Origin of the sequence: Streptomyces formicae (assembly GCF_002556545.1) — a bacterium.
GTDB lineage: Bacteria > Actinomycetota > Actinomycetes > Streptomycetales > Streptomycetaceae > Streptomyces > Streptomyces formicae_A.
In genome coordinates this window covers 4,654,209-4,677,794 of the sequence record NZ_CP022685.1, presented here as the reverse complement: position 1 = coordinate 4,677,794, position 23,586 = coordinate 4,654,209, and the positions used below count along the sequence as shown (strand labels likewise).

18 protein-coding genes, 2 tRNA genes and 1 pseudogene are annotated in these 23,586 nt (G+C 72.6%); 15 read left to right on the top strand and 6 right to left on the bottom strand.

Features of this window, described 5'->3' with window-relative positions:
* The first annotated feature begins 1 nt into the window (after nucleotide 1).
* The 3 genes from KY5_RS20040 (at nucleotide 2) to KY5_RS20030 (ending at nucleotide 3,384) form a co-directional block, all read left to right on the top strand.
* Nucleotides 2-817, top strand: coding sequence for a DUF1906 domain-containing protein (locus KY5_RS20040; protein WP_234362790.1), 816 nt, complete (start codon nucleotides 2-4; stop codon nucleotides 815-817).
* Nucleotides 818-1,024: 207 nt separating this feature from the next.
* On the top strand, nucleotides 1,025-1,606 hold the full coding sequence (locus tag KY5_RS20035) for a SigE family RNA polymerase sigma factor (RefSeq protein WP_098243539.1): 582 nt from the start codon (nucleotides 1,025-1,027) through the stop codon (nucleotides 1,604-1,606).
* Between the two features lie 128 nt (nucleotides 1,607-1,734).
* A complete protein-coding gene (locus KY5_RS20030; RefSeq protein WP_098243538.1) occupies nucleotides 1,735-3,384 on the top strand; it encodes a long-chain fatty acid--CoA ligase in 1,650 nt (549 codons plus the stop codon).
* Nucleotides 3,385-3,455: 71 nt separating this feature from the next.
* Here KY5_RS20030 and KY5_RS20025 read toward each other — a convergent pair whose 3' ends face one another.
* A complete protein-coding gene (locus KY5_RS20025) occupies nucleotides 3,456-7,577 on the bottom strand; it encodes a PAS domain-containing protein (RefSeq protein WP_098243537.1) in 4,122 nt (1,373 codons plus the stop codon).
* Between the two features lie 225 nt (nucleotides 7,578-7,802).
* Nucleotides 7,803-8,225 carry an SSI family serine proteinase inhibitor gene (locus KY5_RS20020; RefSeq protein ID WP_199843162.1) on the bottom strand — a complete coding sequence of 141 codons (423 nt, stop codon included), beginning with the start codon at nucleotides 8,223-8,225 and terminating at the stop codon, nucleotides 7,803-7,805.
* Between the two features lie 248 nt (nucleotides 8,226-8,473).
* On the opposite strand from KY5_RS20020, the gene KY5_RS20015 reads away from it, so the two are divergent.
* The 3 genes from KY5_RS20015 to KY5_RS20005 all read left to right on the top strand — a co-directional run bounded on the left by KY5_RS20015 (nucleotide 8,474) and on the right by KY5_RS20005 (nucleotide 9,723).
* Nucleotides 8,474-8,564 (top strand) — tRNA-Ser (locus KY5_RS20015).
* Nucleotides 8,565-8,769: 205 nt separating this feature from the next.
* Nucleotides 8,770-8,842, top strand: a tRNA-Arg gene (locus tag KY5_RS20010).
* A gap of 131 nt (nucleotides 8,843-8,973) precedes the next feature.
* On the top strand, nucleotides 8,974-9,723 hold the full coding sequence (locus tag KY5_RS20005) for a chitinase (RefSeq protein ID WP_098243535.1): 750 nt from the start codon (nucleotides 8,974-8,976) through the stop codon (nucleotides 9,721-9,723).
* Here KY5_RS20005 and KY5_RS20000 read toward each other — a convergent pair.
* The gene (locus KY5_RS20000) at nucleotides 9,713-10,393 is read right to left on the bottom strand and encodes a response regulator (RefSeq protein ID WP_098243534.1); all 681 of its coding nucleotides are present in this window, start codon (nucleotides 10,391-10,393) and stop codon (nucleotides 9,713-9,715) included. The genes KY5_RS20005 and KY5_RS20000 overlap by 11 nt on opposite strands.
* Nucleotides 10,390-11,547 (bottom strand): sensor histidine kinase, encoded by a 1,158-nt coding sequence (locus KY5_RS19995; RefSeq protein ID WP_098243533.1) that lies wholly within the window; start codon nucleotides 11,545-11,547, stop codon nucleotides 10,390-10,392. The genes KY5_RS20000 and KY5_RS19995 overlap by 4 nt, the downstream gene beginning before the upstream one ends.
* Nucleotides 11,548-11,747: 200 nt before the next feature.
* On the opposite strand from KY5_RS19995, the gene KY5_RS41460 reads away from it, so the two are divergent.
* The 9 genes and pseudogenes from KY5_RS41460 (at nucleotide 11,748) to KY5_RS19950 (ending at nucleotide 19,944) form a co-directional block, all read left to right on the top strand.
* Nucleotides 11,748-12,461 carry a hypothetical protein gene (locus KY5_RS41460; protein ID WP_107645703.1) on the top strand — a complete coding sequence of 238 codons (714 nt, stop codon included), beginning with the start codon at nucleotides 11,748-11,750 and terminating at the stop codon, nucleotides 12,459-12,461.
* Nucleotides 12,454-13,071, top strand: coding sequence for a hypothetical protein (locus tag KY5_RS19980; protein ID WP_324963212.1), 618 nt, complete (start codon nucleotides 12,454-12,456; stop codon nucleotides 13,069-13,071). The genes KY5_RS41460 and KY5_RS19980 overlap by 8 nt, the downstream gene beginning before the upstream one ends.
* A complete protein-coding gene (locus KY5_RS19975; protein WP_098243530.1) occupies nucleotides 13,004-13,882 on the top strand; it encodes a DUF2797 domain-containing protein in 879 nt (292 codons plus the stop codon). The genes KY5_RS19980 and KY5_RS19975 overlap by 68 nt, the downstream gene beginning before the upstream one ends.
* 72 nt (nucleotides 13,883-13,954) lie before the next feature.
* On the top strand, nucleotides 13,955-14,860 hold the full coding sequence (locus KY5_RS42230) for an amidohydrolase family protein (RefSeq protein ID WP_199843160.1): 906 nt from the start codon (nucleotides 13,955-13,957) through the stop codon (nucleotides 14,858-14,860).
* 93 nt (nucleotides 14,861-14,953) lie between these two features.
* The gene (locus tag KY5_RS42225; protein ID WP_199843158.1) at nucleotides 14,954-15,703 is read left to right on the top strand and encodes a response regulator transcription factor; all 750 of its coding nucleotides are present in this window, start codon (nucleotides 14,954-14,956) and stop codon (nucleotides 15,701-15,703) included.
* 18 nt (nucleotides 15,704-15,721) lie between these two features.
* Nucleotides 15,722-15,937 (top strand): hypothetical protein, encoded by a 216-nt coding sequence (locus tag KY5_RS41835; RefSeq protein WP_159072561.1) that lies wholly within the window; start codon nucleotides 15,722-15,724, stop codon nucleotides 15,935-15,937.
* A pseudogene (locus KY5_RS19960) lies at nucleotides 15,919-17,445 on the top strand (glycosyl transferase); the annotation flags it as partial. The gene KY5_RS41835 and the pseudogene KY5_RS19960, both read left to right, overlap by 19 nt.
* 120 nt (nucleotides 17,446-17,565) lie before the next feature.
* On the top strand, nucleotides 17,566-19,068 hold the full coding sequence (locus KY5_RS19955) for an MFS transporter (RefSeq protein ID WP_098243528.1): 1,503 nt from the start codon (nucleotides 17,566-17,568) through the stop codon (nucleotides 19,066-19,068).
* A gap of 90 nt (nucleotides 19,069-19,158) precedes the next feature.
* Complete coding sequence (locus tag KY5_RS19950; RefSeq protein WP_098243527.1) at nucleotides 19,159-19,944, top strand: TetR/AcrR family transcriptional regulator; 786 nt, start codon at nucleotides 19,159-19,161, stop codon at nucleotides 19,942-19,944.
* Nucleotides 19,945-19,989: 45 nt separating this feature from the next.
* Here the strand turns inward: KY5_RS19950 and KY5_RS19945 are convergent, their stop codons facing one another.
* Complete coding sequence (locus KY5_RS19945) at nucleotides 19,990-20,808, bottom strand: YceI family protein (RefSeq protein WP_098243526.1); 819 nt, start codon at nucleotides 20,806-20,808, stop codon at nucleotides 19,990-19,992.
* A 224-nt stretch (nucleotides 20,809-21,032) separates the two neighbouring features.
* On the bottom strand, nucleotides 21,033-23,570 hold the full coding sequence (locus KY5_RS19940) for an MFS transporter (protein ID WP_098243525.1): 2,538 nt from the start codon (nucleotides 23,568-23,570) through the stop codon (nucleotides 21,033-21,035).
* Nucleotides 23,571-23,586: the final 16 nt, after the last annotated feature.

Genomic DNA, 23,586 nt, shown 5'->3' with positions numbered 1-23,586 from the left:
TATGCGTCTGCGAAGGATGATCATTGGACTTGTCCTCGCCCTTGCGGCGGTGACCACCCTGGCCCCGGGCCCGGCCGGGGCCGCGGCCGGGGGCGGCACGGTGTCGACGTTCAGCGGCTGGGCCTTCGACACCTGTCTGACCCAGTCGCTCGACACCATGAAGCGCTGGCGGCACTCGAAGTACCGGGCGGTCGGCATCTACTACGGGGGCCGCGGCAGGGCCTGCAAGCGCCAGCCGCACCTCGACCGGGGCTGGACGCGCGCGGTGCAGCGGATGGGCTGGCGGCTGCTGCCGGTGTACGTCGGCTCGCAGTCGCCGTGCGTCATCGCGAAGAACAAGAAGCACGTGCGGATCGGAAAGCACCCCCTGAGGCAGGGGAAGAGGGAGGGACACGACGCGGTACGCAAGGCGAAGGCACTCGGCATGAAGCGGCGCAGCCCGCTCTATCTGGACATGGAGGCGTACACCTACCGCGAGAAGCCGTGTGCGCGCACCACGCTCTCCTTCGTCAGGGCCTGGGACCGCGAGGTGCGCAGGCACGGGTACGTCCCCGGGTTCTACAGCAGCGCCGACTCCGGCGTACGGCACATGGAGCAGGCGCGGCGGGCGGGCGTGCGGGATCTGCCCGCGGTCCTGTGGTTCGCGCGCTGGCACACCCGGCCCCACCTCTACGCGGAACGCGAGATCGCGCGGCACGCGTGGCGTCCCGCCCGGCGCATCCACCAGTACGCGGGGAACGTGAAGGAGCGGCACGGAGGACGCACCCTGGTGATCGACCGCAACCTGGTGCACGCCCCGGTGGCCCGCGTCCGGTAGTGCCTCCGATAGCGCGTCCGGTAGTGGTCCGGGCGGTGTCGACGGCTGTGGGGCGGTGGGGGTCCTGGGGGTGAACCCTCAGGGATGTGCTCCGCCCCCTCCACCTGTAGGAGGTGGAGCCAGCACCACTCGTACAACCTGAGGCGGACACCGCTTAGGGACCTGCGGCCGATCCGGAGAAGTAGGGGGCGCTTCTAGCGTGGAGCCATGACCGCATCCATGGTGTCCGTGTGCACCAGCGCATCGAAGGCCGCGACGCGGGGCACGGGTCCGGCGCGGGCCAGCGTGCCCTCGGCGTACCCGTCGTTCGCGTCCTACGTCCGGGCCCGCCAGCCCGTACTGCTGCGCACCGCCCGCTCGCTGACCGCGAATCCGAGCGATGCCGAGGACCTGCTGCAGACCGCGCTCACCAAGACGTATGTCGCGTGGGACCGGATCGAGGACCACCGCGCCCTCGACGGTTACGTGCGCCGCGCGCTGCTGAACACGCGTACGTCGCAGTGGCGCAAGCGCAAGGTCGACGAGTTCGCGTGCGACGAGCTCCCGGAGCCCGACGTGGTGCTTGCCGGGGACCCGGCCGAGCAGCAGGTGCTCCGTGACGCGATGTGGCGCGCGATCATGAAGCTGCCGACGCGGCAGCGGGCGATGGTCGTCCTCAGGTATTACGAGGACCTCAGCGAGGTGCAGACCGCCGAGGTGCTCGGCGTCTCGGTCGGCACGGTCAAGAGCGCGGTGTCGCGTGCGCTCGGCAAGCTCCGCGAGGACCCGGAGCTCACCCCGGTGCGCTGAACGACCCCCGTCTCCGGCGCGGGCGATGATCGATCATCCCCGTGAGTAGTGACATACCAAGCGGTATGCGCGCAGAATCAGCGCAACCCTTGACTGCCGCGTAGGCGATGTTGCCCCAGGAGGACGCCGTGCTGAGCACGATGCAGGACGTACCGCTGACCGTCACCCGCATCCTCCGACACGGGACGACCGTGCACGGGACCTCACAGGTCATCACCTGGACCGGCGAAGGAGCCCCGCAGCGCCGCAGCTTCAGCGAGCTCGGCGAGCGCACGGCCCAGCTCGCCCACGCCCTGCGCGAAGACCTCGGCGTCACCGACGACGAGCGGGTCGCCACCTTCATGTGGAACAACGCGGAACACGTCGAGGCGTACTTCGCCGTGCCGTGCATGGGCGCGGTGCTGCACACCCTCAACCTGCGGCTGCCCGCGGACCAGTTGACGTGGATCGTCCAGCACGCCGCCGACCGCGTCATCATCGTCAACGGCTCCCTCATCGGTCTCATCGCGCCGCTGCTCCCGCGGCTGACGAGCGTCGAGCACATCGTGGTCTCGGGCGCCGGTGACCGCTCGCTCCTGGCGGGTGGCCACGCGCGGGTGCACGAGTACGAGGAGCTGCTCGCCGGGAAGCCCACCAGCTACGACTGGCCCGAGCTCGACGAACGCGCCGCGGCCGCCATGTGCTACACCTCGGGCACCACCGGCGACCCCAAGGGCGTCGTCTACTCCCACCGTTCCATCTACCTGCACTCCATGCAGGTCAACATGACGCAGTCCATGGGTCTCACGGACGCGGACACGAGCCTGGTCGTCGTACCGCAGTTCCACGTCAACGCCTGGGGCCTGCCGCACGCCACCCTGATGACCGGCGTGAACATGCTGATGCCGGACCGTTTCCTGCAGCCCGCGCCGCTCGCCGAGATGATCGAGTCGGAGCGGCCCACGCACGCGGCGGCCGTGCCCACCATCTGGCAGGGCCTCCTCGCCGAACTCACCGCGAAGCCGCGTGACGTCAGCTCCCTCGGCCAGGTCACGATCGGCGGCTCGGCCTGCCCGCCCTCGCTGATGGCGGCGTTCGACAAGCTCGGCATGCGGGTCTGCCACGCCTGGGGCATGACGGAGACGTCCCCGCTCGGCACGGTCTCGCGCCCCCCGGCCCACGCGATCGGCACCGAAGAGGAGTTCGGCTACCGGCTCACGCAGGGCCGCTTCCCCGCCGGGGTCGAGGGCCGACTGGTGGGCCCCGGCGGCGAGCACCTGCCCTGGGACGGCGAGTCCGCGGGCGAGCTGGAGGTGCGCGGACCCTGGATCGCGGCCTCCTACTACGGCGGCGCGGGCGGCGAGACCATCAAGCCGGACGACAAGTTCAGCGAGGACGGCTGGCTGAAGACCGGTGACGTCGGCGTGATCACCTCCGACGGCTTCCTGACCCTCACCGACCGGGCGAAGGACGTCATCAAGTCCGGCGGCGAGTGGATCTCCTCGGTCGAGTTGGAGAACGCCCTGATGTCCCACCCGGACGTCGCCGAGGCCGCGGTCGTCGCCGTGCCCGACGAGAAGTGGGGCGAACGCCCGCTGGCCGCCGTCGTACTGCGGGAGGACGCCACCGCCGAGTACACGGCCCTGCGCGACTTCCTCGCGGAGAGCATCGCCAAGTGGCAGCTCCCCGAGCGCTGGGCGATCATCGACGCCGTACCGAAGACGAGCGTCGGCAAGTTCGACAAGAAGGTGCTGCGCAGGCAGTACGCAGCGGGGGAGCTGGACGTCACGAAGATCTGACGTCACGAAGATCTGACGTCACGAACTCTCACATCGGCTCGGGCGGCCCGCCACATCCGGCGGGCCGTCCGTCAGTTCGTGCCGATCTTCGCGAGCAGGTCGACGATCCGGCTCTGCACCTCGCCGCTGGTGGAGCGCTCCGCGAGAAACAGGACCGTCTCCCCCGCCGCGAGGCGCGGCAGCTCCGTCTCGTCGACGGCGGCGGTGTAGACGACCAGCGGCGTGCGGTTCAACTGCCCCTGCGCGCGCAGCCAGTCGATGATCCCCGCCCTGCGGCGGCGGACCTGGAGCAGGTCCATGACCACCAGGTTCGGCCGCATCTGGGCCGCGAGGGTGACCGCGTCCGCGTCGCTCTCGGCCCGCGCGACCTGCATGCCGCGCCGCTCCAGCGTGGCGGTCAGCGCGAGCGCGATCTCCTCGTGCTCCTCGATCAGCAGGACGCGCGGCGGGTGCTGCTCGCTGTCGCGCGGCGCGAGGGCCTTCAGGAGGACGGCGGGGTCGGCGCCGTACGCGGCCTCGCGCGTCGCCTGGCCGAGGCCCGCCGTGACCAGGACGGGCACCTCGGCGGCCACGGCGGCCTGCCGCAGCGACTGGAGCGCGGTCCGCGTGATCGGCCCGGTCAGCGGGTCCACGAACAGCGCGGCGGGGAACGCCGCGATCTGCGCGTCGACCTCCTCGCGGGAGTGCACGATCACGGGCCGGTAGCCGCGGTCGCTCAGCGCCTGCTGCGTGGTGGCGTCGGGCGCGGGCCACACCAGGAGGCGGCGCGGGTTGTCCAGCGGCTCCGGGGGCAGCTCGTCGTCCATCGGCTGCGGCTGGGGCCGGTTGGAGATCTCGACGGCGCCGCCGGGACCGTCCAGCGGCTCGGGACCCTCGTCGGCGTCCTCGTCGGGGGCGCCGATCGCGTACGACCTGCCGGTGCCCTCCGTGGCGGCGGCGATGCGCGACTGGGGGTGCGCGGGCGCGGACGGCTGCGGGTGCGGCCGCGCCGCCGCCTCGGGACGCTCCTCGCCCGCGGGCTCGGGCGTGGGCGAGGGCGGCGTGGCCAGCCTGCGCCGACGCCCGGAACCACCGAGCGTCTGCGACGAGGACGGCGCGGGACCGGCGGCCGTGGCGGGCTCGCCGGACGACGGCTGCGGCATCGGACCGGGGCCCGGGGCGATCCCGGCGCCCGTGGCCTCCTCCTGCGGACCCGCCTGAGCGGGCTGATGAGGTTGCCGGGGCTGAGCGGGCTTCGCGGGCCGGGGCGGCAGCGGGGGCTGCGGCGACTGCGGGATACGCGCGTTCCGCGGCGGCTGCTGCCCCGGCTGGCCCGCCTGGCCCTGCGGCGGGGGCGCGGAGGCGGACGCACCCTGCTGACGGCGCTGCTCCTCCGAGATCTGCTGTCCGAACGGCACGCCCTGCCCGAGCGTACGCACGCTGATCGCGCGCCCCTGCGTCGAGTTGGGGTCGCCGGGCGCGGCCTCCGCGGGCAGCGGCTGGGCGGCCCGCGGCTGCTGCCCCGGGCTCTGCGCACCGCGCTCGGGCGGCAGTGCCGTGCCCCCGCCGGGCGTCGGGGTGCCCGGGGCCGGGGTCTCGGGCCACGGCTGCGGCTGCGGCGCGGGCAGCGGTCCTGGCTCCGCGTCGGCCGACGGGCGCGAGCGGCGGCGGCCCGTCGGGGCCGTGGCCGGATGCGGCTGCGACGGGGTGTGGTCGTCGGTCGGGTCGTGCGGAGCCGATGCGTGCTCGGTGGTGCCGTTGGGCTCGGCGGGGGGCTCCTGGCCGGGTTCGGGGGCGGCAGGGGCGGCCGGGGCGGGCGGCAGGGCGAAGACGCGCCCGTTGTTGGCCTCCTCGGCGGCGGCCCGCTCCTGAGCGGCGGCCAGCGCACGCCGGGCACGCCGACCCGTGCCGGAAGTGCCGGACGTGCCGAGCTGCCCCGCCTCCGAAGGCGCGGGCCCGGAAGCCAGCGCGGGAAGGGCGGGCAGCGCGGCCTGTTCATCGGTCCGCCGCGCGCGACGGCCCGTTCCGTCGGCGGGTACGGGGACGCCCTGCGGCGGCACCGTCTGTCCCAGCCCCAACGCGGCCGATCCCGCGGCGTGTTCGGCCGCCGTCATGACGGCGCCCTCGGCGGGGCTCGGCCGCCCGCGCCGACGCCCCGTACCGCCCGTGGCACCTCCGGCGCCGCCCGCGGTGTCACCGGCAGCCGGGTCGGACGCCACCTCGGCGTTCGCCGCGTCGCCGATGGTCTCCGGGGAGCCGGCCTCGGCCGCGCGCCGTCCCCTGCGCCGTCCCGTCCCGGTCGGCGCGGGCTCGGCCGCCGCCTCGGGGGCCACCGGCTCACCGCCCCCGCTCTCCAGGAAGGAGTCCACGGAGGGCCGCCGGGCCCGCCGACGCCCACCACCCGACGTACCCGACGTACCGGACGCCTGCTCGGGCACGACAACGCTCGCACCGGCACCCGCACCGGAAGCGAGACCGGAACCGGAATCGGAACCGGAACCGGAACCGGAAGCCCCAGCCCCCGCGATCCCCGCAACCCCCGCCCCGATCGGCACCTCAAGAACGTACGCACTGCCGCTCATCCCCGGCACCTCGTGCGTCTGCAGCACGCCCCCGTGCGCCCGCACGATGCCCCGGACGATCGGCTCGTGCACCGGGTCGCCGCCGGAGTAAGGGCCCCGCACCTCGATGCGGACGACCTCGCCGCGCTGGGCCGCCGCCACGACGATGGTGGAGTCGACGTAGCCGCCGGCGGGAGCGTTCGCGCCGACGCCGGGGCGGGTGTTGCCCGTGGAGTCGATGCCCGCGACGTCGGCGATCAGGTGGGCCAGGGCGGTGGCGAGCCGTTCGGCGTCCACCGTGAACTCGATCGGCGGCGCGTGCACCGCGAACTGCGCGCGCCCGGGACCGATCAGCTCGACCGCGCCCTCGACGCCCGCCGCGACGACCGCGTCGAGCGTGACCGTCGTACGGGAGAGCTGTTCGTCGCCCGAGTCGAGCAGTTGGAAGCCGAGGACGTTGTCGACGAGGGTCGTCATCCTGGCGTAGCCGGCCGACAGGTGGTGCAGGACCTGGTTGGCCTCGGGCCACAGCTGACCCGCGTCGTCCGAGGCGAGCGCGTTCAGTTCGCGGCGCAGCTCGTCGAGGGGACCGCGCAGGGACGAGCCGAGTACGGCGAGGAGTTGCTCGTGCCGCGCGGCCAGCGCCTCGTACCGCGCCTTCTCGCTCTCGGCCAGCTCCTCGAAGCGGTCCTTCTCGCGCTCGGCGAGCGCCGCGTACCGCTCCTGCTCGGCGGCGAGCTCCTCGGCCCGCTGCTCCTCGGCGGCCTTGATCTCCTCGGCGCGCCGCTCGGCGGCGGCGGCCATCTCGTCCGCGTGCCGGGCGAGGGCGGCCTCGTGCTTCTCGGCCAGCTCGTCGTAGGGCCTGCGGTCGGTGAACGTCATCACCGCGCCGACCAGTTGGTCCCCGTCGCGCACCGGCGACGTCGTCAGGTCGACCGGCACCTTGGCGCCGCTCTTGGACCACAGGACCTGCCCGCGCACCCGGTGCTTGCGCCCGGAGCGCAGCGTGTCGGCGAGCGGGGACTCCTCGTAGGGGAACGGCTCGCCGTCGGCGCGCGAGTGCAGGACCAGCGGGTGCAGTTCCTGCCCGCCGAGGTCGCTGGCGCGGAAACCGAGTATCTGGGCGGCGGCCGGATTGACGAGGACGACCCGTCCTTCGGTGTCCGTGCCGACGACGCCCTCGGCGGCGGCGCGCAGGATCATCTCGGTCTGCCGCTGCGAACGGGCCAGCTCCGCCTCGGTGTCCACGGTGCCCGAAAGGTCCCGGACGACCAGCATGAGCAGTTCGTCGCCGGTGTAGCCGTGGTGGTCGTACGCGGTCCTGCCGTCCTCCAGCGGGGAGCTGGTGACCTCGACGGGGAACTCGCCGCCGTCGGTGCGCCGCGCGGTCATCCGCGTCGGCTTGGTGCGCCCGCGCTCGTCGATGGTGTCGGGACGCCGCATGGAGCCGGGGATGAGCCGCGAGTCGAACTCGGGCAGCAGATCGAGCAGTCCGCGCCCCACGAGCGCGGTGCCGGGCGCCTCGAACGCCTCAAGGGCGATCGCGTTGGCGTTCACGACGGTGCCGTTGGCGTTGACGAGGACCAACGCGTCGGGGAGTGCGTCGAGTATCGCTGCGAGGCGAGCAGCGCCTCGGGATGGCCTGCTGCTCACGACGACGCTTCCTCCCTGATTACCGCTGCTTGCCGACACGCTCAGGCCATCTTGCCCCTCGGCCCGTGGCGTGTCACGGGAGGGAGTCTACGGGGAGTGGTTGCGCGCGCGACGCCGGATGAGAGGGAGGTCGCACGCAGAAGATGTGAGTTTTCGGTACCGCCCGGTCACGGGACGGTAGAGGTCGCCGCAGGTCGGGCGGTTCCGGCGAGGCGGTTCCGAAGGTCATGCCGAGGTCGCGGGGAGCACCGGCACGAGGGCGTCCCAGCGGCCGATCTCACAGCCGTTGCTGCGGTCGTACGTCGCGTCCACGGGCCGCCCCTGCCAGGTTCCCGTGATGTGCGCGGTGGCGGGACCGCCGTACTGCATCGTGCACATGGCGTCGGGGGCCACGGGCGCGAACGGGTCGGTCCCCCAGACGGTGACCTCGTCGAGCCGCGCGCACGCGTCGGCCGCGTCGGGGTGGGTGCCGCCCGTCGGGTGGCAGTTCAGCTCGTACGTCCCGTCGCCGGTGCCGCCCGACCCGGTGACCGTCACCGTGAGCCGGTCGGTCGGGGCGACGACGTCCGTGGCGGCGTGCGCGGTGGCGGGCAGCGCGGACAGCGCGGCGACGGAGGCGAAGGCGGTGAGGGCGAGACGGCGCAGCATGGTGGCTCCACTGGGTACGGGTGGGCGCGGCCGGGTGGGTACGGCCGGGCAGGGCTTCCGGACGGGTGGCGGACAGGGGATCCGCCACCTCCTCTAACGCCGTGGGCCGCGTCGCGTTGCGGGCTGCGGCGGCGCTTTGCCCTCGGGGCCGCGTGACTAGTACCGTGGGGGCCGCGATTGGTGACACACCACCTGGCTGTGTCATCATCTGCACGCACCCCCGCGCTCGCGCAGGTGGTGTGCAAGCTGGAGGCGTCGCCTAGTCCGGTCTATGGCGCCGCACTGCTAATGCGGTTTGGGACTTAAATCCCATCGAGGGTTCAAATCCCTCCGCCTCCGCCGCAAGATCCGAAGCCCCGGTCCTCACGGACCGGGGCTTCGGTGCGTCCTGGCCGTCTGCGCGGAGTGCTGAGGGCGGTGTTTTCGCAGCTCACAACGGGTGCGACTAACGGATTTCACATGGCGGCGGCGGTCATGTAATGTTCTTCCTGTCGCCGCGAACGGGCCGCAAGGCCGGGGAGCGAAGGCGGAAAACAAAAAACAGGCACTCGTAGCTTAACGGATAGAGCATCTGACTACGGATCAGAAGGTTGCAGGTTCGAATCCTGCCGAGTGCACAGCTGATCGAAGGCCCCGACGAGAAATCGTCGGGGCCTTCGGTCGTTCTTGTGTGCCTCCAGGGTCGTCTTGACATGGGCAGCACAATGGTCCGGACCAATTGATGTCCGTACCCGAGGGGTGGTTGCCGATGTCCAGGCGAGGCTCAAGAGGTGTGACGGCCGTGCTGGCCGTGTTGTTGGTGCTGGGCGGGCTCGTGTTCGGCGGGGGGCCGGCCGTGGCCGGCGCCGCTGCCGGGGGCGGGGCGTCGGCGCACGAGCCGCGGTTCGTCGTCAGTGAGCGGCAGTTCGAGCGGATGTTCCCGGAGCGGAACTCCTTCTTCACGTACGACGGGCTCGTGGCGGCCACGCGCGCGTACCCGGAGTTCGCGCGCACCGGGGGCAAGGCGCTGCGCAAGCGCGAGGCCGCCGCCTTCCTGGCCAACGTCAGCCACGAGACCGGCGGGCTCTTCTACGTCGTGGCGCAGAACAAGGACACGTATCCGATCTTCTGCGACGAGACGCAGCCCTACGGGTGTCCGGCCGGGCACGACGCCTACTACGGGCGCGGCGCGATCATGCTGAGCTGGAACTTCAACTACAAGGCGGCCGGTGACGCCCTCGGGCTCGACCTGCTCGACGATCCCTGGCTCGTCGAGCGCGATCCGAAGGTCGCCTGGATGACCGCGCTCTGGTACTGGAACACGCAGAGCGGCCCCGGCACCATGAGCGGGCACGCCGCGATGGTGAAGGGCGCGGGCTTCGGGGAGACCATCCGCAGCCTGAACGGGACCGCCGAGTGCGACGGCGGCAACCCGCGGCAGATGCGGCACCGCGTCGACCTCTACGTGGGGTTCACCGAGGTGCTGCACGTCCGTCCCGGGCGGCACCTCACCTGCTGAGACGTGCCACGCCCGACTCCCAGGCCCAGGCCGCGATGCCGACCCGGTTGCGGACCTTCAACTTGCCCTGGATGTTGGCGATGTGGGTCTTCGCCGTGCCCGGTGAGATGAAGAGCGCCGCGCCGATCTCGGTGTTCGTCAGGCCGTCCGCGACCAGGCGGGCTATCTCCTCCTCCCGGGTGGTGAGGGGGGAGAGCGGGGTGGGCGCGGCGTCCGGCGCGGGTCCGGGAGCGGGTGTCGTACGCAGCAGGCGCAACGTGATCTGCGGGCTGATCAGGAGGTCGCCCGCCATCGCGGCGCGCACGCCCTCGATGAGGAGGCCGGGGCCCGAGCGCTTCAGCAGGAAGCCGCAGGCGCCGTCGCGCAGGGCCGTACGGACGTAGTCGTCGTGGTCGAAGGTCGTGACGACCAGGACGCGGGCCGGGTCCGTGACGTCGGGGCCCGCGAGGCGGCGGGTGACCTCCAGGCCGTCGAGGCCCGGCATGCGGATGTCCGCGATGAGCAGATCGGGGCGCAGCCGGTGCGCGAGCTCGACCGCGGCGAGGCCGTCGGCGGCCTCGCCGACCACCGTCATGTCCGGCTGGGAGTCCAGGATCAGGCGGAATCCGCTGCGGACGTCGTCCTGGTCGTCGGCGAGGACGATGCGGGTTCCCGGGGCGGTCGTCGTCACTGCTGCGGCTCCTGGGCGTGGGCGGGTACGGGGGCGGGCGCGGAGGCGGGTGCGGTGGTTCTGGGGAGGGTCGCCGTCAGGCGCCAGCCGCCCGCGCCGTGCGGGCCCGCCGTGAGGGTGCCGCCGAGGGCCTCGGCGTGTTCCGTCAGGGCGGGGAGGCCGAGGCCGCCGCGGGTGGCGCGCCTGCGGGGCAGCGGTACGCGGGGCGTGCCGGGGGCGTCGTTGGACACCTGGAGCTCCACCGAGGCGGGCGTGGGGGTCAGCGTGATGCGGACCAGGGTGGCCGCGGGCGCGTGCCTGCGGACGTTGGTCAGGGCCTCGACGACGATGCGGTACGCGGCCGCGCCCGCCTCGCGGGAGAGCGCTTCGGCGGTCTCCGGAGGCAGCCTGAGCTCGGCATCGATGCCCCCCGCGGCCGTGAACTCGTCGACGAGGGAGGGGAGATGGTCGAGTCCGGGCAGCGCGGCGGCGGGGGAGCGTGCCGGGCCGTGCAGCATCTCCACCGTGCGGTCCATCGACTCCAGGGCGTTCAGGCCCGCCTTCTCGATGCGTTCGAGGGCGAGCACCGCCTGCGCCGGATCCGTGGCGGCGACGAACCGGGCCGCCTGCGCCTGGACGACGATGCCGCTGATGTCGTGCGCCACGAAGTCGTGCAGGTCGCGGGAGAGCTGGAGCCGCTGGGCGCGGCGCGCCTCGGTGACGGCGGCCCTGCGGCGCAGCTCCACGCGGCGCGGGTAGGCGCCCGCCGCTGCCGCGGCGACGGCGGGCAGCAGCCAGAACGCCGCGGCGCCCGTCCGCTCCAGGAACGGCCCGTCGACCAGCGGGAACGGCCACGCGGCGGTCGCCACCGCGGTGAGCGGGGCGACGATCCTGGCCTCGCGCCACGGTGACCAGCGGACCACGGCGGCCAACAGGACCAGCAGCAGCGCGGCCTCCGCGAGCTTCCAGGCGGGGGCGGTGCGCACGCCGGTCGCGGGGTAGCCGAAGGCGGTCGCCAGGGAGAGGGTCGCGCAGATCGCCGCGGGTGTCGCGAGCCGGTCGAGGCGCCCGCGGGCCAGCGGCACGGCCGACGCGCAGAGCGCGGCCGCGATGGGGAGGGCGCCAAGTGCCAGTGCCTGAGCGGACGTTGTCCCCGCCGCGAGTGCTGCCGTCATCCTCGTCCCCCCTGTCGGCCCCTGGTGGGCCCGCTGGTCAGCGTACGAGGGGGAGATCGAGAGGGGCCCTCTGCCGAACGGCATAGCGGCCGGGGTAGCCCTCCTGATCTCTGTGCTGATCGGCGGATGGGCCGGGGCGGGGGCCGCGGGCGAGGCTGTTCCTCGTTCGGCAAGGAGCCGCGACGACAGAGGAGTTCAGCATGCGAATCGATTCCGTACGGGGTTCCCGTGGGGTCCGTGTCATCGGTGCGGCGGGTGCCGTCGCCGTGCTCGCGGGAGTCGTGGCGGCGGGACCCGCCGCCGCGGACGCGGCGGCACACGGCGCCAAGGGCGAGGCGCGGGCGCAGGCACAGGCACAGATACAGGCACAGGCCCGGGTCCAGGGTTCCGGGCAGATCTCGTACGCCTACTCGCCCGACGACACCATCAAGTTCACCGTCGACGCCAAGGCCGCGCCCTTCACCCGGCCCATGCCCGGGCTCTCCCTGCCGGGGCTGCCCACGGACGCCACGGGCACCGTGAAGTTCTCGCACGCGTCGGAAGGCAGGAAGACCGGCTGGAGCCGGGCGCGCGTGGACTGCATGGTCACCGGCGGCGGGACCGCGACGCTCACCGCGATCGTCACGAAGTCGAACGTGGAGAAGGTGGGCAAGCGGTTCGGGCTCAGCGTGCAGCAGGGGCGGGGCGGCGAGCCCGACCGGCTCGGGTTCGGGTGGGACATCGTGAACTTCGAGCCGCGCAAGACCGACAAGAAGGGGAACGCGGTCGAGCCGAGGGTCGGCACCTGCATGGCGCCCGCGCCGTTCGCGCCGGTCGTCAAGGGCGGGTTCGACGTGGTGCACGCCGACCTGCCGCCGCTGCCCGCCTCGGTGGCCGGGGTGGCCGGGGCGGCCGGTGCGGCGCGTCGTGGCTGAGGCACTCGTCGTACCGCGCTGGGTCCGGTGGGCCGCGCACGGTGCCGTGCTGAGCGTCCTGCCGTCCGGGCTGTGGCGGGTCGCCATCGCCTTCGGGTGGGACTCCGGGTTCGACGGGTTCCTGGATCCCTCCCACTTCCCCGGCGCCGGTTCCTTCTACCTGATCGGTCTCAGCCTCTTCGCGGAGGCGCTCGGGCTGCTCACCCTGGGGCTCGTGCACCGGTGGGGCGAGGTGCTGCCCGACTGGGTGCCGGTGCTCGGCGGGCGGCGGATCCCCACGGCGGCCGCCGTCGTGCCCGCCGCGCTCGGGGCGGCCGCCGTCACCCTCGTCACGGCCCTCGGCGCGGTCACCTGGACCGACTCGGAGAACATGGGGTCACCCGACGCTCCCGACGGAGCATTGTGGTGGGTCATGACGCTCTGCTACGCGCCGCTGCTCGCCTGGGGACCGCTCCTCGGGGCCGTCACCGTGGCGTACGCGCTGCGCCGGCGGCGCGGGAGCACGGCGGCGGGACGCGGACGAGGACGAGGGGAACAGCACGGTGGAGTGGCGTTGCGCGGGGCTCGGCTGGCCGGACGGGAGGCCCGTGCTGCGGTGGGCGGGCGGTAGGCGCAGCGACCTGCCGTACGGGAAGGACATCGGGTTCCGGGCCGTCGGCGAACGGCGGTGCGTGGGCGCGCGGGGGAACCCGTGCCCGCATCGGGCCGTGGTGCCGGGCCGCGCTACGCAGGCGCGCTGTCCGGAGTGCGCGCGGCTCGACCGGGCGTTCTCGGTCGCGGCGGACGGGGTGCCCGACGATCCGCGTACGTACCGGGTGTACCTGGCGTGGTTCGGTCCCGGTCTGCTGAAGGTCGGCATCACGGCGGAGGAGCGGGGTTCCGTGCGGCTCCTCGAGCAGGGGGCGGTGGCGTTCTGCTGGCTGGGGCGCGGGCCGCTGATGGCGGCGCGGCGCACGGAGGAGCTGCTGCGGGCCGCGCTCGGCGTGCCGGACCGGGTCTCGTACGACAAGAAGCGCTCGGTGCGGACGGCGCTGCCCGAACGGGCCGAGCGGGCCGGGGAGTTGGCGGAGCTGCACCGGAGGGCGGTCGCGCTCGACGGATGGGCGGAGACGCTGGAGCGGGTGGCGTTCGAGGCCGTCGACCACGCGGATGCCTTCGGCCTGCCGGGGCTCGGGGCGGCCGCGGGGGTCGTCCGGGAACTCGTCGACGGTGGCACGGTCGCGGGCCGCCTCGTCGCGGCGGCCGGACCCGATCTCCATCTGGCGGGCGACGCGGGGGTGTTGGTCGTGGACGCCCGGGTGCTCGTGGGGTGGGAGCTGGCGCGGGCCGACGCGGGGGCGGGCGTGACGGTGCCGGTGCGGGTGGTGCGGGAAGGGGAGGGCGGGAACGGGAGCGGGGGCGAACAGGAGGGGCTGTTCTGAGACCTCGTCCTCCCTGAGGTCCTCCTTGAGGAGGGTGGACAACATCGTCGCCGGGGGCCGAGGGTGGTGGCCATGTGTGATCCGTCGGGGGCGACTGAATCCAGCACCAGCACCAGCACCAGAGCCGAGGCCGAATACGTCCGCCGCTTCGCCGAGCGCCTCGGCGTGCCCGGCCTGATCGACGTGCACACGCACTTCATGCCGGAACGCGTCCTGAACAAGGTATGGGCGTTCTTCGACGGCGTCGACTGGGCCATCACCTACCGGCACGAGGAGGAGCGCAGGGTCGCGTTGCTCCGGGAGTTCGGGGTGCGGGCCTTCACCTCGATGCTCTATCCGCACAAGGCGGGCATGGCGCGGTGGCTCAACGGCTGGTCCGCCGACTTCGCGCGGCGCACGCCCGACTGCCTGCACACCGCGACGTTCTTCCCCGAGCCGGGCGTGGAGACGTACGTACGAGAAGCCGTCGAGTCCGGGGCCCGGGTCTTCAAGTCGCACATCCAGGTGGGCGCCTACGACCCGAACGACGTGCTCATCGACGGCGTCTGGGGCCTGCTCGCCGAGGCCGGGGTGCCGATCGTCATCCACTGCGGCTCCGGGCCCCACCCGGGCAAGCACACCGGCCCCGAGCCGATGGCGAAGCTGCTCGCCCGCCATCCACGGCTGCGGCTCGTCATCGCGCACATGGGCATGCCCGAGTACGCCGAGTTCTTCACGCTCGCCGAGCAGTACGAGGAGGTGCGGCTCGACACGACGATGGCGTTCACGGACTTCAGCGAGCGGCTCATGCCGTTCCCGCCCGGTGAGGCGGGGCGCCTCGCCGACCTGGGCGACCGGGTGCTGCTCGGCTCGGACTTCCCGAACATCCCGTACCCGTACACCCATCAGCTCGACTCGCTCGAACGGCTCGGCCTCGGGGACGACTGGCTGCGGGGCGTCGTGTACGACAACGGGGCGCGGCTCTTCGGGCTGGAGTGACGCCGGGGGCGCCCTCGGCCCCGGACCCCTTTCTCAGGGAATTCACAGGTTCAGAAAAGGGAGCTCTCAGAGCCGCCCAGCAGTCTTTCGGGCATGACCACGACCTCGCCCCAGGCGCGTACCGAACTGCTCAGGCCGGACGGGAGTCCCGTCCGTGTGCTCGTGGTGGACGACGAGGAGTCGCTCACCGAGCTCCTTTCCATGGCCCTGCGCTACGAGGGCCTGGAGATCCGCAGCGCGGGCGACGGTGCGGGCGCGGTGCGGGCCGCGCGCGCGTTCCGGCCCGACGCCGTGGTGCTCGACATGATGCTGCCCGACATGGACGGCCTCTCGCTGCTCGGCAGACTGCGCCGCGAGATGCCGGACGTGCCCGTGCTGTTCCTGACCGCGAAGGACGCGGTGGAGGACCGGATCGCCGGGCTCACCGCGGGCGGCGACGACTACGTCACCAAGCCGTTCAGCCTGGAGGAGGTCGTGGCGCGGCTGCGCGGCCTGATCCGGCGGGCGGGCGCCGCGGACAAGCGCGGCGAGTCGACCCTGGTGGTCGGCGATCTGACCCTGGACGAGGACAGCCACGAGGTGACGCGGGGCGGCGAGGGCATCCACCTCACCGCCACCGAGTTCGAGCTGCTCCGCTACCTCATGCGCAATCCGCGCCGCGTGCTCAGCAAGGCGCAGATCCTGGACCGCGTGTGGAACTACGACTTCGGGGGCCAGGCCAACGTCGTCGAGCTCTACATCTCGTATCTGCGCAGGAAGATCGACGCGGGGCGCGAGCCGATGATCCACACGCGCCGCGGGGCGGGTTACCTGATCAAGGCCGCCGTGCCCGTGCCTACGTGAGACGTGCCTACGTGAGACGTGCCTGCGCCAGACGCCTCGTCGATGCGCGGCGTGCGCGGCCCGCAGGAGATCGGCACCATCGGCGCCGAGGTGCGGGACGGCTCGGTCGGGCGCGCCCTCGTCAGCACCGAGGCCGACGGCGGCAGCGGGAGCCCGCTGCCGGACGCCACGGCGCTGGACCGGGACCAGGTCGCCGCGCCCCCGACGCGCTGCTCGCACTCCTCGCACTCCTGACGACCGTCACGGTGTACTGCGTGCACCACGTGCCTGGTGTGGGCGGGCGTCGCGGTCGGCTTCGCCTTCCTCACCAAGACGCTCCAGGCGTTCCTGATCCTGCCGCCGCTCGCGGTCCTGTACGCGGTGTGCGCACCGGTGCGGCTCCGCAAGCGCCTCGGTCAACTCGCCCTTTCGGCGGGCGTGATGGTGGTCGCGGGCGGCTGGTGGGTGGCGGTCGTCGAACTGTGGCCCGCGTCGTCGCGCCCCTACATCGGCGGCTCGCAGACCAACTCGTTCCTTGAACTGACCTTCGGCTACAACGGCCTCGGCCGCATCAACGGCGAGGAGACCGGCAGCGTGGGCGGCGGGGGCGGTCCCGGTGGCGGTGGCCGTGGTGGTGGCGGTCAGTGGGGCGAGACGGGCATCGGCCGGATGGTCGACTCCGAGATCGGCGGCCAGATCGCCTGGCTGCTGCCCGCCGCGCTGCTCCTCCTGGTGGCGGGCCTCGTCCTCACCCGTAGGGCGCGGCGCACGGACACCGCGCGGGCGGCGTTCGTCGCCTGGGGCGGCTCGCTCCTGATGACCGCAGCGGTCTTCAGCTTCATGGCGGGGATCTTCCACCAGTACTACACGGTGGCCCTCGCCCCCTCCATCGCGGCGCTCGTCGGCATGGGCGCCACGGTCCTGTGGGAGGAGCGGGCCGCCTGGTGGGCGTGCGGGGTGCTGGGCGCGGCCGTCGCGGGCACGTCGGTCTGGGCGTACGTCCTGCTCGGCCGCACGCCGGAGTACCTTCCGTGGCTGCGCCCGACCGTGCTGGCGGTGGGCCTGGTGGCGGCGGGCCTGCTGCTCGCGGGCCGCGCGGGCCGTCACCTCGCCCTGACGGCGGCGGGCCTCGGCCTCGCGGCGTCCGTGGCGGGCCCGGCGGCGTACACCCTCTCGACGGTGGACAGCGCGCACACGGGCTCGATCGTGACGGCGGGGCCCGCGTCGGCGGGGCGGATGGGCGGGCCGGGGGGCCTGGAGGTGGCCCCGGTGGAGGTCGTCCCGGCGGGGGCCAGCAGGGGGCTCCCCAGGGTGCGCCGCAGGGCGGCTTCCCCGGGAGAGCGGGAACCGGAACCGGAACCGGAAACGGAGTCGGAAAGGGCGGCATGAAGGGCGGCATGGGTGGCCTGCTCGACGGCGCGCAGGTCTCCGCCGGGGCTAAGAAGCTCCTGGAGGCGGACGCGGCGGACTACACCTGGGCCGCCGCGGCCATCGGCTCGCAGAACGCGGCGAGCTACCAACTGGCCACCGGCGACCCGGTGATGGCGATCGGCGGCTTCAACGGCAGCGACCCCTCGCCGACGCTCGCGCGCTTCAAGCGGTACGTGGCGGACGGCGAGATCCACTACTTCATCGCGGGCGGCATGGGCGGCATGGGCGGCATGGGCGGGTCCTCCGAGATCACGTCCTGGGTCGAGGACACCTTCGAGAAGGTCACCGTCGGCGGCGCTACCTTCTACGACCTGACGAGCCCCGAGAAGTAGCGCGCGGAGGCCCAGCCGAAAACTGTCTTGTACGCCGTATGGGAACTGCTCTACGGTGTACGTCGCACAGCCTCGTACACCGTAGAAGCAGAAGTACCCGCAGCCTGAGAAGGAGCGTGCATGACGGCGCCGACAGCCGAGTCCCTGACCGCCTCACCAAGGCACCCGCAGCGCTGGCTGATCCTCGGCGTCATCTGCCTGGCCCAGCTCACCGTGCTGCTCGACAACACCGTCCTGAGCGTCGCGATCCCCTCCCTCACCCGGGAGCTGGACGCGTCGACGTCCGACATCCAGTGGATGATCAACGCGTACTCGCTCGTGCAGTCCGGCCTGCTGCTCACCGCGGGCAGCGCCGCGGACCGCTGGGGCCGCAAGAAGATGCTGGCCACCGGCCTGGCCCTGTTCGGCATCGGCTCGCTCTGCGCGGGCCTCGCGCAGTCGTCGGGTCAGCTCATCGCCGCGCGCGCGGGCATGGGCATCGGCGGCGCGCTCCTGATGACCACGACGCTCGCGGTCGTCGTGCAGATCTTCGACGACACCGAGCGCGTGAAGGCCATCGGCCTCTGGGCCACCATCAACTCCCTCGGGTTCGCGGCGGGTCCGCTGCTCGGCGGCTTCATGCTCAACCACTTCTGGTGGGGCTCGATCTTCCTGATCAACATCCCGGTGGCGCTGATCGGCCTGGCCGCCGTGCTCAAGCTGGTGCCCGAGTCCAAGAATCCGCAGGGCGACCGGCCCGACCTGATGGGCGCGCTGCTCTCGACCATCGGCATGGCGTCGGTGGTCTACGCGATCATCTCGGGCCCCGAGCACGGCTGGACGTCGGCGCAGGTCCTGGTCTCCGCGGCGGTCGGCGTCCTCGTCCTCGGCGCCTTCACGTTCTGGGAGCTGCGCATCCCGTACCCGATGCTGGACATGCACTTCTTCCGCAACCAGCGGTTCATCGGCGCGGTGGCGGGCGCGATCCTCGTCGCGTTCGGCCTCGCGGGTTCGCTCTTCCTGCTGACGCAGCACCTCCAGTTCGTCCTCGGCTACGAGCCGTTGGAGGCGGGGCTGCGCACGGCGCCGCTCGCGGTGACCATCGTGGCGCTCAACCTCGCGGGCATCGGCGCGAAGGTGCACGCGAAGCTGGGGACGCCCGCGACGATCCTGGCGGGCATGAGCCTGACCGCGGCGGGCCTCGCGGTGATCGCGCTGTTCGGCGGCGACGACTACAACGGCATGCTGGTGGGGCTCGTCATCATGGGCGCGGGCATCGCGTTCGCCATGCCCGCCATGGCCAACGCGATCATGAGCGCCATTCCGCCGGAGAAGGCGGGCGTGGGCGCGGGCATCAACGGCACGCTCGCGGAGTTCGGCAACGGCCTCGGCGTCGCCGTCCTCGGCGCGGTCCTCAACTCCCGCTTCGCGTCGCTCGTCACGGTCTCCGCGGTGTCGTTCCCCGCAGCCATGGCGGCGGCGAAGTCGACGGGCGAACGGGAGCGGATCGCCGACGCGTTCGCCTCGGGGCTCGAGACGAGCCAGCTGGTGGGCGCGGTGGCGGTGTTCCTCGGCGGCATCCTCGCGGCGGCGTTGCTGCGCAGGGCGGAGCGGGCAGACTCCGTGCGGGAGAACGCGGCATAGCATCGGAGGCGGGCGGAGGAGCACGTTCCACCTGGCTCTCCCCGCCCGCCGATCCGCTCACCCACCGAGGACCTACGAGGAAGGCGCGCCATGGCGAAGACGGCGGCCGCGCGCACGCAGCGGCAGGCACGGACGAGTGTCTGGCTGCAGGAGAAGACGCCACGCGGCCGGGGCCGCAAGGGCGACCAGCCGAACGGTCTCGACAGGGACCGGATCACCAGGGCCACGATCCGCCTCCTGGACGCGGAGGGCCTCGCCAAGTTCTCCATGCGCAGACTCGCCGGGGAGCTCAACGTCACGGCGATGTCCGTCTACTGGTACGTCGACACCAAGGACGACCTGCTCGAACTCGCCCTCGACGCGGCCTGCGGCGAGATGGCGCTGCCGGAGACGGAGGAGGCGACCGGTGCCTGGCAGGAACAACTGCGTGAGCTCGCGGACCAGTACCGGGCGCTGCTGATCCGGCACCCGTGGGTGTCGCCGCTGGTCGGCAAGTTCCTCAACATGGGCCCCAACTGGCTGGCGTTCGCGCTCGCGGTGCAGCGGGCGGTGGCGAACACGGGGTTGCCGGCGCACCGTCAGAACGGGGCGATCTCGGCGGTCTTCCAGTTCGTCTACGGCTTCGGAACCATCGAGGCACAGGTCACCGCGCGGAGCCGGGAGGCGGGTCTGACGCCGGACGAGTACTACGAGGAGGCGGTCGAGGCCGTCCGGGAGGGCCTCGGGGCGCACGAGATCATGGAGAGCGCGGACCGGCTGATGGAGGCGCGGGGCGGCGCCACCGTCGCGGAGATGTGGGACCGCGACTTCACCACGGCGCTCGACCTCTTGATGGCGGGCATCGAGTCGCTCCTGCGCGCGGAGTCCGCCCGGTAGCGGGCCCCACGACCGACGGCGACGCGACGCCCGCCGACCCGCTCCTCAGACCTGGGGCAACGCGTCCCCCTGCACGGCCTGGATGTCCAGCGCCACCTTCAGCGTCGTCCCGATCGCCGAGATCCCCGCCTGCACCACCTGGTTGTAGTTCATCGCGAAGTCCTCGCGCCGCAGCTCGGCCGTCGCACGGAAGGCCGCCCGGGTCCCGCCCCAGGGATCCGCCCCGGTCCCCAGGTAGCTCAGCTCCAGGTCCACGGGGCGTACGACCCCGTGCATCCCCAGTTCCCCGTGCACCGTCCACCGGTCCGTCCCGGAGGGGGTGAGACCGCTGGAGCGGTAGGTGATCTCCGGGTACTGGTCGACGTCCAGGAAGTCGGGCGACTTCAGGTGGCCGTCCCGCATCCCGTTGCCCGTGTCGATCGACGCCGACCGGATGACCGCCTCGACGCGTGACTTCTCGACGTCCTCGGCGATCTCGACCCGCCCGCCGAACTCCGTGAACCGCCCGTGCACGCTGGTGATCCCGAGGTGCTGCGCGACGGCGCCGACCGTGGAGTGCGCGGGGTCGATGGTCCACGGCCCCGGCGGCGGCAGTTCCGTGCCGCCCTGGCGGGCGAGGACCACGTTGCCGACCTCGGCGCGGCCGCTCGCGGTGACGAGCGCGGTCGAGGCGACGGGGGCGTAGCCGACGGCGGTGACGATCACCGTGTACGGCCCGGACGGGAGCACCGTGGCGTCACGGACGACGCCTTCGTCGTCCGCGTCCGCGCGCAGCACCTGCGTCCCCGTCATGTCCGTCACCGTGACGACGGCGTGCGGCACGGCCCAGCCGTCGCGCGTGCGGATCCGAGCGTTCAGTCCCATCCCGTTTACTCCTTGCCCATGCCAAGCTCAAAAAGAAGGGGGCCACAGAACAGCGACCCCGAGAACCGGGCCGCGACCGCGGCCCCGAAAGTCCCCAAAGAACGACCCCCGGCGGCGATGACCGGCCGTCCCTGCCGTGAACGCCACCGCCGGCCCGGGGGCCCCTCCCGCAACCGGCCCGTGGCCACGCCTCCGCTCGGGGCGCGGCCACGGGCCGGGGTCGGTCACTCGCCCGGGTGGGCGAGCTCGATGTCGTGGTCGTCGACACCGCTTCCGGTCACCGTGAGACCGGTGGCCACCGGCGGGTACCCGGTCGCGATGACCGTGTACTCACCGCTGTCCAGGTCGGTGAAGGCGTAGGCCCCGTCCGCCCCGGTGGTCGCGGTGGCGACGACGTTGCCCGCCGCGTCGACGAGCGTGACCCGCGCGTCGTTCAGCGGCCCGTCACCGGCCCGCACGGTGCCGAGCACCTGGGAACCGGAGTTGAGCTCGACCTCGACCCGGGTGACCCCGGCGCCGCCGACCTCGACGGGCAGGGCCAGCGGCCGGTGTCCCGCGGCGTTCACCGCGACGGTGACCGTGCCGGGGACCAGCTCGGCGAAGGTGAACTCGCCCTGCTCACCGGAGACTCCGGTGGCGAGCACGTCGCCGCGCACGTCGGTGACGATGACCATCGCGCCGTGGACGGGCAGCTTGCTGTCCACGTTGCGCACCACGCCGGTGAGCCCGCTGGTGCCGCTCAGGAGGATGTCGTACGCGAGGGGTTCCGTCCCCACGACGACGGTGGACGCCTGCGGCTGGAACCCGTCGGCGGAGGCGATGAGGACGTACGACCCGGCGCCGGGGGCGTCGATCGCGTAGGACCCGTCGCCCTGGGCGACACCGCGGCCCAGCTGCCGCCCCCCGAGGGAGATCAGCGTGACGGCGGCGCGGGGCACCGGCACGCCCTCGGCGCCACGGACGAAGCCGTGCACCGGGATGCCGCCCGTGACCTGCGGGGGAAGCCCTCCGGCCCCGGCGACGGACGCCACGGCCGCGAGCTTCTGGGTGCCCTCGGGCCCGGCCTCGGTGTGCGAGGCGACGGAGGCGAGGACGGGCTCGTCGGCGACGGCGGTCGCGGCCGGAGCGGCGGCCGGAGCGGCGGCACCCGCGGCGTCGGAGTCGGCGGCGGCCTGGGCCAGCGCGCCGGAGGTCCGCAGCGGCACCTCCTTGATGAACAGCGTGATCAGGAAGGCGATGAACGCCAGCGGCGCGGCGATCAGGAAGACGTCGGCGATGCCGTGCCCGTACGCGCTCTCCATGACCGTGCGGAACGGCTCGGGGATCTTGTCCAGGTCCGGGATGCCGCCGCCACCGGTGCCGCCGTGGCCGAACTGCGCGGCCGCCTTCGGCCCGAGGTCGGCGATGCCGTCCTTGACGTAGTCGGTGATGCGCGTGGCCATGATGGCGCCGAGCGCCGAGACGCCCATCGCGCCGCCGAGGGAGCGGAAGAACGTGACGGTGGAGCTGGCGGAGCCGAGGTCCTCGGGAGCGACCTGGTTCTGCGTGCAGAGGACCAGGTTCTGCATCATCATGCCGATGCCGAGGCCCATCAGCGCCATGAAGATCGCGATGTGCCAGTACTCGGTGTCGTACCGGATGGTGCCGAGGAGACCGAGGCCGGCGGTGACGAGCAGACCGCCCGCGACCAGCCAGGCCTTCCACTTGCCGGTCTTGGTGATGACCTGTCCGGAGACGGTCGAGGAGACGAACAGGCCGCCGATCATCGGAATCGTCATGACGCCGGACATCGTCGGGGACTCGCCCCGCGCCAGCTGGAAGTACTGGCTGAAGAAGACCGTGCCCGCGAACATCGCGACACCCACGAAGAGCGAGGCGAGCGAGGCGAGCGTGATGGTCGGGTTGCGGAAGAGGCGCAGCGGGATGATCGGCTCGCTCGCCCTGGACTCGACGAACACGAAGATCAGCGCGAGCAGGACGGAGCCGCCGACCATGGCGCCGGTCTGCCAGGACATCCAGTCGTACTTGTCACCGGCGAAGGTGACCCAGACGAGCAGCAGGCAGACGGCGGCGCTGATGAAGAAGGCACCGGCCCAGTCGACCTTGACGTCCCGCTTCACGACGGGGAGCTTCAGGGTCTTCTGCAGGACGATGAGCGCGATGATCGCGAAGGGCACGCCGACGTAGAAGCACCAGCGCCAGCCGAGCCACGAGGTGTCGGTGATGACGCCGCCGAGCAGCGGGCCGCCGACGGTGGCGACGGCGAAGGTCGCGCCGAGGTAGCCGGAGTAACGCCCGCGCTCGCGCGGGGAGATCATCGCGGCCATGACGATCTGGGCGAGGGCGGAGAGACCGCCGACGCCGATGCCCTGGACGACGCGGCAGGCGATCAGCATCCCGGCGCTCTGGGAGAGCCCGGCGACGACGGATCCGCCGACGTAGATGACCAGGGCTATCTGTACGAGCGCCTTCTTGCTGAAGAGGTCGGACAGCTTGCCCCACAGCGGGGTGGTCGCGGTCATCGCGAGCAGCGAGGCGGTGACGACCCAGGTGTAGGCGGACTGGCCGCCGCCGAGGTCGCCGATGATCTCGGGCAGGGCGTTGGAGACGATCGTCGACGACAGGATCGCCACGAACATGCCGAGCAGCAGCCCGGACAGCGCTTCCATGATCTGCCGGTGCGTCATCGGAGCGTTCTCGTCGTGATGTGCTCCGTGCTTGGCGTGGCTGCCCCGCACACCGGCTGGTGTGGTTGTTGCCATGGGCTTCCTTTTCTTA